The 12,984-nt window shown below is 71.3% G+C and carries 11 protein-coding genes; 9 read left to right on the plus strand and 2 right to left on the minus strand.

The genetic code is table 11. The features are described from left to right. Positions 1 to 21 precede the first annotated feature (21 nt). The 8 genes from pelF (at position 22) to OG559_RS23390 (ending at position 9,174) form a co-directional block, all read left to right on the plus strand. Positions 22 to 1,731 carry a GT4 family glycosyltransferase PelF gene (gene pelF / locus OG559_RS23355; RefSeq protein WP_405106956.1) on the plus strand — a complete coding sequence of 570 codons (1,710 nt, stop codon included), beginning with the start codon at positions 22 to 24 and terminating at the stop codon, positions 1,729 to 1,731. Then, entirely contained in the window at positions 1,728 to 3,260 is a 1,533-nt protein-coding gene (locus OG559_RS23360) for a hypothetical protein (RefSeq protein WP_405106959.1), read from the plus strand. Before pelF ends, OG559_RS23360 begins: the two co-directional genes overlap by 4 nt. Before the next feature lie 28 nt (positions 3,261 to 3,288). Next, entirely contained in the window at positions 3,289 to 4,101 is an 813-nt protein-coding gene (locus OG559_RS23365) for a sugar phosphate nucleotidyltransferase (RefSeq protein ID WP_405106962.1), read from the plus strand. Continuing rightward, the gene (locus OG559_RS23370; RefSeq protein WP_405106965.1) at positions 4,098 to 4,994 is read left to right on the plus strand and encodes an NAD-dependent epimerase/dehydratase family protein; all 897 of its coding nucleotides are present in this window, start codon (positions 4,098 to 4,100) and stop codon (positions 4,992 to 4,994) included. Before OG559_RS23365 ends, OG559_RS23370 begins: the two co-directional genes overlap by 4 nt. Further along, on the plus strand, positions 4,991 to 6,079 hold the full coding sequence (locus tag OG559_RS23375; protein ID WP_405106967.1) for an endo alpha-1,4 polygalactosaminidase: 1,089 nt from the start codon (positions 4,991 to 4,993) through the stop codon (positions 6,077 to 6,079). Before OG559_RS23370 ends, OG559_RS23375 begins: the two co-directional genes overlap by 4 nt. A 94-nt stretch (positions 6,080 to 6,173) precedes the next feature. Beyond that, complete coding sequence (locus OG559_RS23380) at positions 6,174 to 7,520, plus strand: nucleotide sugar dehydrogenase (protein ID WP_405106969.1); 1,347 nt, start codon at positions 6,174 to 6,176, stop codon at positions 7,518 to 7,520. Continuing rightward, positions 7,517 to 8,482 (plus strand): NAD-dependent epimerase/dehydratase family protein, encoded by a 966-nt coding sequence (locus OG559_RS23385; protein ID WP_405106971.1) that lies wholly within the window; start codon positions 7,517 to 7,519, stop codon positions 8,480 to 8,482. The genes OG559_RS23380 and OG559_RS23385 overlap by 4 nt, the downstream gene beginning before the upstream one ends. Continuing rightward, on the plus strand, positions 8,482 to 9,174 hold the full coding sequence (locus OG559_RS23390; protein ID WP_405106974.1) for a hypothetical protein: 693 nt from the start codon (positions 8,482 to 8,484) through the stop codon (positions 9,172 to 9,174). Before OG559_RS23385 ends, OG559_RS23390 begins: the two co-directional genes overlap by 1 nt. 196 nt (positions 9,175 to 9,370) lie before the next feature. On the opposite strand, the gene OG559_RS23395 is transcribed toward OG559_RS23390, so the two are convergent. Further along, positions 9,371 to 10,138 (minus strand): IclR family transcriptional regulator, encoded by a 768-nt coding sequence (locus tag OG559_RS23395; protein WP_405106977.1) that lies wholly within the window; start codon positions 10,136 to 10,138, stop codon positions 9,371 to 9,373. 119 nt (positions 10,139 to 10,257) lie between these two features. Between OG559_RS23395 and aceB the strand changes: the two genes are divergently transcribed. After that, on the plus strand, positions 10,258 to 11,862 hold the full coding sequence (gene aceB / locus OG559_RS23400; RefSeq protein WP_405106980.1) for a malate synthase A: 1,605 nt from the start codon (positions 10,258 to 10,260) through the stop codon (positions 11,860 to 11,862). Between the two features lie 82 nt (positions 11,863 to 11,944). Here aceB and OG559_RS23405 read toward each other — a convergent pair whose 3' ends face one another. Beyond that, positions 11,945 to 12,802 (minus strand): IclR family transcriptional regulator, encoded by an 858-nt coding sequence (locus OG559_RS23405; RefSeq protein ID WP_405095619.1) that lies wholly within the window; start codon positions 12,800 to 12,802, stop codon positions 11,945 to 11,947. Between the last annotated feature and the right edge of the window lie 182 nt (positions 12,803 to 12,984).

The raw sequence follows: 12,984 nt of genomic DNA on the forward strand, positions 1-12,984 counted from the left end.
GAAGGTGAACGGGAGTAATTGGTGAGGATCGCTCTGGTCTCGGAGGGCACCTACCCCTATGCGATGGGCGGCGTGAGCATCTGGTGCGAGCAGCTCATCCGGGGGATGCCGGACTACCGGTGGGAGGTTGTGGCGCTCACCGTGGACGGTACCGAGGAACCGGTGTTCGACAGGCCGGCGAACCTTGACCGGGTGCACTCGATCCCGTTGTGGGGCGGACGGCCGCCAGGCCGCCGCCCCCAGCGGGGGGTGCTGGTCCCGTCCGGCCGGCCGGGCGCGGAGTTCCTCGAGTCCTACGAGGTGTTCCTGCGGGCGCTGGTCACCCCACTGGAGTCGACCCGTTCCCAGGCGGGCTCGGTCAACCGGAGCACCTTCCTGCTCGCCTTGCGCGGCATGTTCGAGTACGCCGCCGGTGGTGGCGACCTGAGCGCGGGCCTGCTCTCCAACGAGGCTCTGAGGATGATGCTGGAAGCCTGGCACACCCTCCGGGTCGACGAGACCGGGCCCGCGCCCAGCGTCGCCGACGCGCTGGAGGCGGCCTGGCTCATCTCGCACATGATGCGGCCGCTGAGTGCGCCGCCGGTGCGCGCCGACATCGTGCACTCGTCGATGAACGGCCTCGCCACGCTCGTCGGCATGGCTGCGACGTGGACCTACGGCACCCCGCTGGTCCTCTCGGAGCACGGCATATATCTCCGCGAGCGGTACATTTCATACCTGAATGACAGCGCACCGCATCCGGTGCGGGTGCTGGTGCTGAGCTTCTTCCGCTCACTCGCCGGTGCGGCATATCTGATCACCGGCGCGCTGGCGCCGCACTCGCAGTACAACCGGCGCTGGCAGTTGCACAACGGGGCCGACCCGGAGCGGATGTGGACGATGTACAACGGCGTCGACCCGGACGAGTTCCCACCGGCGGTCGGTGAACCGGAGGTGCCGACCATCTCGTTCATGGGCCGCATCGACCCGCTCAAGGACCTGCACACCCTGATCCGGGCGTACGCGCTGGTCCGCGCGGAGATCCCGACCGCCCGGCTGCGCATCTTCGGCGGGACACCGGTCGCCAACCAGGTCTACCACGCCAGCTGCCAGGCGCTGATCGACGAACTCGGACTGACCGGGCACGCCACGCTGGAGGGCCGGGTCGGCAACGCGGTCGAGGCCTACCACGCCGGCAGCCTGGTCGCGCTGACCAGCATCTCCGAGGGCTTCCCGTACACCGTGGTGGAGGCGATGGCGTGCGGGCGGCCGACCGTGTGCACCAACGTCGGTGGCGTCGCCGAGGCGGTCGGTGACACCGGATTCGTCGTCGCGCCGCGGGACGTCGCCGCCGTCGCCGACGCCTGCGTGCGGATGCTGCGGGACCGGGACCTGCGGCTGCGACTCGGGGCGGTCGCCCGGGCCCGGGTCCTGGAGAAGTTCACCCTGCAGCGCTCGCTGCAGGCGTACCGCAACATCTACGAAGGGCTCGCCGCGCCACGGACGGTGTCCGCACCGCCGCGGCATCTGCGAGGCCAGGCGCAGGGCTGGGTCAAGGTCCCGGACCGCAAGATCCGGCCCGGGGTGGCGCCCGTCCCCGCCCGCGTGCCCCGACAGCGTGGACCCGAAGAGTACGGATCCACCGCGTACCCGCCGCGCCGCGACCCGAACTCGTCCGTGCGTCCGGCGGTGTCGTATTCGGACGGCGAGTCGACGGTCGCGATGCTGCGCCCCACCGGCGGCCGGCGATGACCTCCTACAAGGACGCTGACGTCACCGACCCACTGTGGCGGCCCGGCGGCACGACGACCACCGGAGCGGCGCTGCGCGACGCCGATCGGGCGGACGAGCCCGAACGCACGATCCTGCTGCCCAGGATCTCCACCGATCCGGTCGACGACCTGGTCGAGCGGGTCCGGCCCCAGCTGACCCGCGTGGTCGACGCGCTACAGGTCGCCGCCGCCCTGGAGGCCGACGGGCACACCGACCGGGCCGCCCAGGTCGAGTACGGCTACAGCGACGTCTTCGTGCTCGCCTCCGAGGTGTTCCGGCGGATGGGGCCGACCTCGCCGGTCGTGGACGAGGCACGCACCTCGCCGACGACCGGCCGGGGCCGCTGGGACGACCTGCGAACGATCTCGCACGGCCTGCTCTACGTGCTGCCGAGTGCCGCGTTCCCGGCCGTGCTGGCGGCCGTGGGGCGCCCGGGTCTGGTGCTCGGGCTGATCCTCGCCGGGACGCTCGGCTGGATCTACTCGGGCGTGATCGCCTACTCGGCGTACCGCCTGCTCGGCCTTGGCCGGCCACGCTCGGCGAGCCGGCTACTGCGGACAGCCGCGCTGACCGCGCCCCTGCTCGGCACGGTGGCCGGCGGCGCGGTGCTGCCGTACGGCGGCCTGTCGCTCGCCACGATGATGGTCTTCCAGTTGGCGTACCAGCTGGCCAGCACGCTACTGATCTTCTACCGGCGCGAGTTGTGGCTGGCCCTGGCGATGATCCCGGCCTTCCTGTTCGGGGGGATCTACCTGGTGTCCGCCGGCCCGACGCAGCAACGGTGGGCCGTGGGCGCAGCGGCTGTCGGCGTGCTGGCGACCCTCGCCGCGGCGCTCTGGGTAACCCAGACAGCGGCCCGGGCCGAGGAACCGGCAGCACGGGATCCGCTCTGGCCGGAGGCGCCCGCGCTGCTCGGCGTCGCCGGTTACGGGCTCTGCTCGGCGGCGCTGCTCTTCCACGCGCAGGCGCCGTACCTGTTGGGTCGGTTGGACATCGCGGCGGCGGCGGTACCGCTGATTCTGTCCATGGGGTTCGTGGAATGGCGGACCAGCCTGTTCTGGGCGAACGCGGTCGCACTGGCCCGGCACACCCACGAACCGCACGGTTTCGTCGTCGGGGTCTGGCGCATGATCGGCCGGGAGGTCACCGCATGCCTCGCGGTGCCGGCGGTGCTGGGGGCGGCGCTACTGGCCGGGCTGTTCCACGCGGGCATGCTCTCGGCTGCCGGGGTCGTGATGACGGCCGCACACGTGGCACTTGCCGGCGCCTACTACCTGGCCTTCCTGCTGGTCGGCCGGGGCCGGTACGGCTGGCTGTGCCTGTCCATGGCGGTCGTGATCGTGCTGCACACCGGAGTCGGCGCTCTGCTCGGCGTCGCGCCGTTGCTCGGGCAGGACGGCCGCGCGCTCGCCGACACCTCGCTCTACCTGGGCAGCGTCGTGCTGCTCCAGGCGCTGTTCGCGCTCGGTCTGGTTCCGGTGATCGGGCAGGTCCGGCACTACCGATAGTCCACTCGAGGCCCTTGGGGAGGTCCGGATGCACGCGGTGATCCTTGCCGGCGGCAAAGGGGTGCGGTTACGGCCGTATACGACGGCGCTGCCGAAGCCCCTGATGCCGATCGGCGACAGCCACTCGATCCTGCAGATCGTGCTCGACCAGCTCGCGTCGCACGGGTTCACCTCGGTGACCCTGGCGATCAACCACCTCGGCCCGCTGATCCGGGCCTTCGTCGGGGACGGCCGCCCGTGGGGGCTCGTCATCGACTACGTGGAGGAGGACAAACCGCTCTCCACGGTCGGCCCGTTGTTCGGGCTGAAGGACAGGCTGCCCGACGAGTTCCTGGTCATGAACGGTGACATCCTCACCGACCTGGACTACGGCGACCTGCTCCGCACCCACAAACTCTCCGGCGCGGGACTGACGCTGGCGACCTCCGAGCGGGTGCACCAGATCGACTTCGGCGTGCTGGACGTGGCCGCCGGGCGGATCGTCGGGTTCCGGGAGAAGCCGGCGCTGCGCTACCCGGTCAGCATGGGCGTGTACGGGATGTCGCGCAAGACGCTCGAGCCCTACCCGGCGGGGCTCGCATTCGGCTTCGACCAGCTGGTGCTGGACCTGCTCGCGGGCGGCGACCCCCCGGTGACGTACCCGTTCGACGGGTTCTGGCTGGACATCGGCCGGCCGGAGGACTACGACGAGGCGAACCGTTCGTTCCCACAGCTCAAGCCGATCCTGTTGCCCGCCCGCCCGAGGCCGCTGGGGGTGGCCCTCGGTGACGGGACGGCCGTCGGCGACCCGCTGGCCGTCGCAGACCTGTCGGCCGTCGTGCGAGCCGGAGAGTTGACGTGACGCGGGTGCTGCTCTTCGGCGCGTCCGGCTTCATCGGTGGGCACGCGCGTGCCGCTCTGGAGTCGGACCCGCGGGTGACCGAGGTGATCTGCCCGGGCCGGGCGACCTTCGACCTGCTGGACGGCGAACCGGACGCCCTCGCGGCGATCCTGCGCGAGGTCGCCCCGGACGCGGTGGTCAACTGCGTGGGCGCCCTCGCCGGCTCCACCGCACAGCTGGTCACGGCGAATACGCTGGTCGCGGCGAAACTGCTGGAGGCGACCGTCGCCGCGGTGCCACAGGCCCGGCTGGTCCGGCTCGGTTCGGCCGGCGAGTACGGCCCGGTGCCGGATCGTGCCTCGGTCACCGAGGAGGAGCCGGCGCAGCCGGTCAGCGCGTACGGCGTCAGCCACCTGGCCGGGACCCGGCTGTTCCAGCTCGCCGGCGAATCCGGGCAGGCCGATGCGGTCTCGCTGCGGGTCTTCAACCCGATCGGTCCCGGCATGTCGGAGGAGAACCTGCTCGGTCGGGCGGCGGCGCGCATCCGTAACGCGCTGGCCGACGGCGCTCCGGAGATCACCCTGGGGCCGCTCTCGGCGTACCGGGACTTCGTGGATGTGCGGGATCTCGCCGCGCTGATCGTCGCGGCGGTGCTCGCGCCCGAGCTACGGCACCGGGTCTTCAACGCGGGCAGCGGCCGGGCGATCACCGCGCGGGAGGCGGTCGAGCTGCTGGCCGGCACGGCGGGCTACCGTGGCCGGATCCGCGAGGCCGGCACCGGGCCGCAGCGCTCGATGACGGTCAACTGGATCCGGGCCGACGTCAGCCGGGCGGACCACGAGCTGGGTTGGTCGCCGGTGCGCGACCTGGCGACATCGATCAAGGACATCTGGGCCGCCGGGGAGACGCGGTGAGCCACCGGTCCCCGGGCGGCGGTAACCAGCGGCTCCTCGTGGCCGCCCTCGCCGGGGTGACCGTGCTGGTGGCGACCGCGATGTGGGGGTTCGTCGGCCGCCGGCCGGGCAGCGGGCCGGTGTCGGCGCCGCCATCCGGCACCAGCGCCGCACCGTCCAGTTCAGGCAGTCCGGTCAGTCCGGGCTCAGGTCCGGCCGGCGTTTCCCCGTCCGCGGCGCGGCCGAGCGACCCGGCCACCGCCGTGCCCGGTGGTGTCGCCACCACTTCGCCCGGGACGATCACCGACTGGGCGTACCAGCTACAGGGGTACGCCGACGGCCGGCTCGACGCGCTGACCCGGGGCCGGTACCAGCTCGCCGTCGTCGACCTGACCCGGGACGGGCACACCGGCTACTTCACCGCTGCCGAGATCGGCGCGCTGCGCCGCAGCGGCAAGCGGGTGCTGGCGTACTTCGAGATCGGCAGCATCGAGAACTTCCGCCCGGAGTACCCGGTGATCCGCCGCGATGCCCGGGACCTGCTGGCCAACGAGTGGACGGACTGGCCCGGCGAGTACTTCGTCCACTACTGGGACACCCGTTGGTGGGAACGGGTCGTTCGGCCCCGGGTCGACCAAGCACTGCGCGCCGGCTTCGACGGGGTCTACCTGGACACGCCGCTGGCGTACGAGGAGATCTCCCTCGATGCCACCCAGGGCCGCGACCGCGCGCGGCTCGGTGCCGAGATGGCCGCCCTGATCGTCAGGATCAGCGAGTACGCCAAGGCCAAGCGGCCGGGTTTCCTGATCGTTCCACAGAACTCTCCCGAGCTGCGCGAGCAGTCGGGCTACACCGCCGCCGTCGACGGCATCGCGATGGAGGAGCTCTTCTACCTCGCCACGGACGAGCCGTGCACCCAGAGCTGGTGCGCGGAGAACCTGGCGCACACCCGGGCGCTGCGCGATGCCGGCAAGTTCGTGCTCGCGGTCGACTACGCCGTGCGCGCCGACCACGTACGCGGGGCCTGCCGCCGCTACCGCGCGGAACGGTTCGCCGGCACGGTCACCGTCCGGGCTCTCGATCGGCTCACAGCCCGCTGCGGCTGAGTGCGTCGCGGACGGCCGGGCCTCCGCGACGGGAGGTCCGAGCGCCGGACCTCACCTCAATCACGACACACATGAACGGAAGGGAACAAGAGGAATGAGTACAAAAATCGGAGTCGTCGGCCTGGGCTACGTGGGGCTCACGCTCACCGCCGCCCTCGCCGACAAGGGCTTCACGGTGTACGGCGCAGACGTGTCACCGGCGGTGCTGGAGTCGCTCTCCCGCGGCCGGCCGCACATCTTCGAGCCCGGCATCGAGGACGTCTTCGCCGCCCACCTCGGCAAGAACATCCACGTGGGCGCCGACCTGCCGAAGGACACCGTCGACGTGGCGGTGATCAGCGTGTCGACGCCGGTCGACAACATCACCCAGCGTCCCAACCTGGCGAACCTGGCCGCCGCCGCCCGGGTCGTCGCCGCCAGTTGCCGCCCGGACACCCTGGTGGTGGTCCGCAGCACGGTGCCGGTCGGCACGAGCCGCCGGGTGGTGTTGCCGGAGCTGCGGGCCGCCTGGGGCGAGCAGGTCCGGCTGGTGATGGCGCCGGAACGGACCATCCAGGGCCAGGCGCTGCGTGAACTCGTCGAGCTGCCGCAGGTGATCGGCGGCCTGGACGCCGAGAGCCTCGCCGCCGGGATCGAGTTCTTCAACGGACTGGTGCGGGCCGTCGTGCCGGTGTCCGGACTGGAGACCGCCGAGCTGGTGAAGCTCTCGAACAACTGCCACACCGACCTGATCTACTCCTTCGGCAACGAGATCGCGCTGATCGCCGAGCGGCACGGCCTCGACCCCCTGGAGGTGATCAACGCGGCGAACGTCGACTACCCACGCCCGGACCTCGCCAAGCCCGGGTACGTCGGGGGTGGCTGCCTCTCCAAGGATCCGTACATCATGATCGACAGCGCGGGTGACCGCCGGCCGTTCCTCGTCGGCAAGGCCCGCCAGCTCAACGAGTACCTGCCCATCCACGTCGGTGAGACCGTGGTCCGGATGCTGATCGAGGCGCGCGGCCGTAGCCTCGGCGCGCGCCTGGCGGTGCTCGGCTGGGCGTACAAGGGGTGGCCGGCCACCGACGACATGCGCGGCACCCCGATCGCCACCATGATGCGGGTCTTCTCCGCCGCCGGCGTCACCGTCCTCGGTCACGACCCGATGGTCACCGGCGACGTGATCCGGCAGTACGGGGGCGAACCGGTCAGCCTGGACAAGGCGTTCACCGACGCGGACGCCGTCCTGATCATCAATGACCACCCGGACTACCGGGCGATCCAGGTCCCCGAGGTGCTCGGCGCGGCGCGGCCGGCGTTCATCTACGACTCGTGGCGGGTGCTCGACTCCGACGCGGTCATGGCCGCCGGGGTCCGCTACGCGGGCCTCGGCTACCTGCCGCCCGCCCCCGCCGCATCCGGGTCGGCCGCACCGGCCCCGCAGGTGGTGCCGGCATGAGGGCGCTTCTGCTCGGCGGGGCCGGCTTCATCGGCCTGCACCTCGCCCGTCGCCTCGTCTCCGACGGTCACCAGGTGACGATCGTGGACGACTTCTCCCGTGGCCGTGACGACGCCGACCTCGACCGCCTGCGGAGCGACCCGGCGGTGCGGGTGGTCTCCGGAGACCTGACCGCCCCGGACACCTGGGCCGCACTGCCGACGGGCTGGGACCAGATATACCTGCTCGCCGCCGTCGTCGGAGTCCGTAACGTGGAGCAGGATCCGGCTCGGGTCGTCCGGGTCAACACCCTCTCCGCGATGCACCTGCTCGACTGGGTGGCCCCTGGCGAGCGGGTCTTCTTCGCCTCCACCAGCGAGGTCTACGCCGGGGGTGTGACGGCCGGGGTGGTACCGGTGCCGACGTCCGAGGCCGTGCCGACGATGATCTCCGACATCTCGGCGCCCCGCTTCGCGTACGCGGCCAGCAAACTGCTCGGTGAGGCCGCCTTCCTGCACACGGCCCGTGCCCGCGGCTTCGAAACCGTGGTGGGCCGCTTCCACAACGTGTACGGATCACGGATGGGCGCCGACCACGTCATTCCGGAGATGTCCCTGCGCGCCCTGCGGGGAGCCGACCCGTTCCCGGTCCCCGGCGCCGACCAGTACCGGGCGTTCTGCCACGTGGACGACGCCGTCGAGGCCATGATGCGGCTGATGGCGGCCCCGGCCGCCGCGGGTCAGATCGTGCACATCGGCAACGACCGCGAGGAGACCAACATCGGAGACCTCGCCAAGCTGGTCCTCCGCGTGGCCGGGGTGAGCCCCGCCATCGCGCCCGAGACGGCGCCGCCCGGCTCGGTCGCCCGCCGCTGCCCGGACCTGTCCCGGCTACGGGAGCTGACGGGCTACGAGCCGACCGTCAGCCTGGAGGAGGGCGTGCGCACCACCTTCTCCTGGTACCGAGAGCACGGGTGGCGGTGATGAGCCGACGTCCCATCTGTTTCTACTACGGCGACGGGCATCTGGACCACCTCGCCGGGTATGTGCGGGTGGTCCTGCAGCCGGATTTCTACCAACCCACCGAGCTGCGATACCTCGCGGAGCGGGACGTGCAGACGCTCGCCTACCTTTCGCTTTCGGAGGACCAGGGCCCGCCCGCGCCCTGGCAGCGCCAGGAACGCAACCCGGACTGGGGCGGAGCATTCGTCCAGGTCGGCCACCCGCTCTGGGTGGCGCACGTGGTCGGTGCGGCGAAGAAGGCGATCGCCCAGGGCTACGCGGGGCTCTTTCTGGACACGCTCAATGTCGAGCTGACCTATCCCGAGGACGTGCCACACCTGCTCACCCTGGTCGCCGCGATACGGGAGGAAGCCAAGCCCGCGTACCTGCTGGCCAACCGAGGCTTCGGCATGCTGCCTCGGCTGGCCGAGATCGTCGACGGCATCGTCTTCGAGTCCTTCTCGGCCCGATGGACCGAGGACGGCTATGCCCCGTGGCCGCCCGACGTGCTTGAGTTCCACGCCCAGATCGCCGAGCAACTGCTACAGCTGGAACTGGACCTCTACAGCCTCGACTACGCCGACAGCCAGGGGTTGACCGAGTTCGCCGAGCGCCGGGCCCGCCAGTTCGGTCTCCAGTCCTTCGTCAGCGACCGCGCCCTGTCCAGGACCTGATCGCCTGACCTTCGTCGCCCTCCCCGCCGGGCTGGGGCCGGAACGCGCGAGTTGCTCCCCACCGCGCGAGCGGCTTCAGCTCGGCGGGGAGGGCCTGCCGCGTGACGGCGGGCCCTTCCCGGCCCGGGCCAGCGAAAGCTGTCCATGTTCAAGGGTCGTCCGGCCGTTGCCCGGGAGCTGAGCGACCGTCAGGCCGTCAGTTGCCGGCGGCGATGTCGGCGGCGAGTCGTTCCGCGGCGGAACACAGCGCCGGTGCGATTCGTTCGGCGGCCTGTCGGGTCAGCCGTCCCTCTGGGCCGGAGACGGAGAGCGCGGTCATCATGGGCGCGCCGAGAACCGGTGCCGCGACGCAACGGACGCCCACCTCCTGCTCGCCCTCGTCGATCGCGTATCCGGCCGCGCGGACCCGGTCGAGTTCGCGGTCGAACTCCGCCAGGTCGGTGATGGTGTGTTCGGTCATCGCCGGCATCCCGGTGCGAGCGAGGATGCCGTGCGCCTCCGTCGCCGGTAGTTGGGCCAGCAGCGCCTTGCCCACTCCGGTGCAGTGCGGCAGCACCCTGCGGCCCACCTCGGTGAACATCCGCATCGCGTGCGGTGACGGCACCTGCGCCAGGTACACCACCCGGTCGCCGTCCAGGGTCGCCAGGTTGGCCGTCTCGCCGGTTGCCGCGACGAGGTCGGCGAGCACCGGCCGGGCCCGTTGGCCGAGGTACCGGTTGGCGGTGTCGCCGAGTCGGATGAGCCGGGCGCCCAGGGCGTAACGGCGGGACGGCTGTTGGCGCACGTACCCCATCTCGACGAGGGTCCTGATCAGCCGGTGGATGGTGGGCTGGGGGAGACCGGCGACGGCGGCGAGTTGGGAGAGCCCCATCTCGCCACCCGCGTCGGCGAGGTGTTCGAGCAGGTCGAAGGCGCGCTGAAGGGACTGCACGCCGGACCGGCCGGCCGGTGCTTCCTGCGGCACCAGGGCTCCCCTCGTGGTTCTGGTCGCGGTACCGGATGGCCCGCCCTGATGATATGGTACCCACCGACTTCCGCGATGCGGAAATTTGTATTCACGATGTGAAAGGCAGGGGTTGGGGTATGGCCACAGATGCCTCGGTGACGATCGTTGGACCGGCCGTCGTGGGCGGTGCGGAGGTGCTCACCCCGGACGCGCTCGCCTTCGTCGCCGACCTGCACCGTCGGTTCGCCGCCGACCGGGACCGGATCCTCGCCGACCGGGTGCGCCGCCGCGCTGAGATCGCCAGTGCCGGGCGTCTGGACTTCCTGCCGGACACGGCCGACGTCCGGGCGGCGGACTGGCGGGTCGCGCCGGCACCGGCCGACCTGCGCGACCGGCGGGTGGAGATCACCGGACCGACCGACCGGAAGATGACGATCAACGCGTTGAACTCCGGCGCGCGGGTGTGGCTCGCCGACTTCGAGGACGCCAGCGCGCCGACCTGGGCGAACGTCGTCGGCGGCCAGCTCAACCTGACCGACGCCATCGAACGCCGGATCGAGTTCACCAGCGCCGAGGGCAAGCAGTACCGGCTCACCGGCGACCCGCTGCCGGCGATCGTCGTCCGGCCACGCGGCTGGCACCTCGACGAGCGGCACCTGCTCGTCGACGGCGCGGCAGCGGTCGGCGCGTTGGTCGATTTCGGGCTCTACTTCTTCCACAACGCCCGCCGGTTGATCGCGGCCGGCAGTGGACCGTACTTCTACCTGCCGAAGCTGGAGGGCCACCGGGAGGCCCGGCTGTGGAACGACGTCTTCCGGCACGCGCAGCAGGCGCTCGGCATTCCCACCGGCACGGTCCGTGCCACCGTGCTGATCGAGACCATCACCGCCGCGTTCGAGATGGACGAGATCCTCTACGAGCTGCGCGAGCACGCCTCCGGCCTGAACGCCGGACGATGGGACTACCTGTTCAGCATCATCAAGACCTTCCGCGATGCCGGCGCCGGATTCGTGCTGCCGGACCGTAACTCCGTGACGATGACGGCCCCGATGATGCGGTCGTACACCGACCTGCTCGTCGCGACCTGTCACCGGCGCGGCGCGGTGGCGATGGGTGGCATGGCGGCCTTCATCCCGAACCGCCGCGAGCCGGAGACCACCAGGGCGGCCCTGGCCAAGGTGCGGGCGGACAAGGAGCGCGAGGCCGGCGACGGCTTCGACGGTTCCTGGGTGGCGCACCCGGGCCTGGTCGCGGTCTGCCGGGAGGTGTTCGACGCCGTACTCGGGGACCGGCCGAACCAGGTCGGCCGTCAGCGGGAGGACGTGAAGGTCACGGCCGACGACCTGCTCGACATCGCGGCCACACCCGGCGCGGTGACCGAAGCGGGCCTGCGCAACAACATCGCGGTCGGGCTCCGCTACGTCGAGGCGTGGCTACGCGGCACCGGCGCGGTGGCCATCTTCAACCTGATGGAGGACGCCGCGACGGCGGAGATCTCCCGGTCGCAGGTCTGGCAGTGGGTGCGCACCGGGACGGTGCTGGACACCGACGCGGTGGTCACGGCGGACCTGGTCCGTGGCCTGATCGCCGAGGAGATCGCCGCGCTGAGGGTCGAACTGGGCGTGGAGCGGTTCGCCGCGAGCCGGTACGAAGTGGCGCGCGAGGTGTTCGAGGAGGTCGCGCTCGGCACGACCTACGTCGACTTCCTGACCCTGCCGGCGTACCAGTTGCTCGACGACTGAGGCGCCCGGCCGGCGGGCGTGGGCTGCCGGGCGGAATGCCCGGCTGCCCCGGCGCTGCCGGACGGGTGTGCAGGAGTCGGCCCTAACGGTGTGACCGGGGGGCCGGCAGTCCGGTGTGGGTGGCGCGGGTCGCCGCGGCGATCACGGACGACGACTGCTGCAGCAGCGGCACGGCTTGGGCGACCAGGCTGTCGTTGATCCGGGCGGTCGGCCCCGACACGGACAGGGCCAGGGTGCCGGGTGGACCGGGAACGGCCACCGCGACGCAGCGCACCCCGACCTCCTGTTCGCCGTCGTCGGTGGCGAAGCCGTTCGCCCGCACGGCCCGCAACTCGCGCAGCAGGTCGTCCAGGCTGGTGATGCTGGTCGGCGTGGTCGCGACGAACTCGGTGTTGGCGTACACGTCGGCGATGACCTGGTCGTCGAGTTGGGCGAGCATCGCCTTGCCGACGGCGGTCCGGTACGCCTCCACCCGCCGACCGACCTCAATGAACATTCGCATCTGGTGACGGGAGGCAACCTGGGCGAGGTAGACGATGTGGGTTCCCTCCAGCCGGGCCGCGTTGGCGGTCTCACCGAGGGCCTCGACCAGCGTCGCCAGGTGCGGCCGGACCAATGGGGCGATCATGGTCAGGGCCTGGTCGCCGAGGTGGATGAGGGCGCTGCCCAGGGCGTACCGGCGATCCGGCTCCTGTCGCAGCATGCCGGCGCTGATCAGCGTCCGAAGTAGCCGGTGGATGGTGGCGATCGGCAGGCCGGTGGCGGTCGCCAGTTCGGACAGTCCGCACGGTGCTCCGGTGTCGGCGATTACATTCATGATCTGCAATGCTCGCTTGACGGACTGGACGCCCCCGCCTCCGCCTGCGCTGTCGCCTTCCCGCTCCATGTCCCCTCGTTCCCGTGCCGCCGTGATCCGCGCTGATGCCTGCGCGGCGCACATCGTATGCCGTGCGGCGGTGTCGGCGCTGCATCCACCCGGGCGCCGTTCGGCGCCGGTGACGGAGTGTCCGCCCGGCCCAATCCAGATCCTCCGAACGAACTCTTGACGTGCGCGATGCGGATACTACTATCCACCATGTGGAAAGAAGCCCCGGTCAACGAACGCCGCCTGGTTTGGTGCGC

The sequence above is a fragment of the Micromonospora sp. NBC_01405 genome, assembly GCF_045040155.1.
Lineage (GTDB): Bacteria > Actinomycetota > Actinomycetes > Mycobacteriales > Micromonosporaceae > Micromonospora.

Excerpts from the sequence above, each read along its gene's own strand:
- OG559_RS23360 (WP_405106959.1), top strand. The coding sequence starts at position 1,728 with ATGACCTCCTACAAGGACGCTGACGTCACCGACCCACTGTGGCGGCCC.
- OG559_RS23365 (WP_405106962.1), top strand. The coding sequence starts at position 3,289 with ATGCACGCGGTGATCCTTGCCGGCGGCAAAGGGGTGCGGTTACGGCCG.
- OG559_RS23380 (WP_405106969.1), top strand. The coding sequence starts at position 6,174 with ATGAGTACAAAAATCGGAGTCGTCGGCCTGGGCTACGTGGGGCTCACG.
- OG559_RS23385 (WP_405106971.1), top strand. The coding sequence starts at position 7,517 with ATGAGGGCGCTTCTGCTCGGCGGGGCCGGCTTCATCGGCCTGCACCTC.
- OG559_RS23390 (WP_405106974.1), top strand. The coding sequence starts at position 8,482 with ATGAGCCGACGTCCCATCTGTTTCTACTACGGCGACGGGCATCTGGAC.
- aceB (WP_405106980.1), top strand. The coding sequence starts at position 10,258 with ATGGCCACAGATGCCTCGGTGACGATCGTTGGACCGGCCGTCGTGGGC.
- OG559_RS23405 (WP_405095619.1), bottom strand. The coding sequence starts at position 12,802 with ATGTGCGCCGCGCAGGCATCAGCGCGGATCACGGCGGCACGGGAACGA.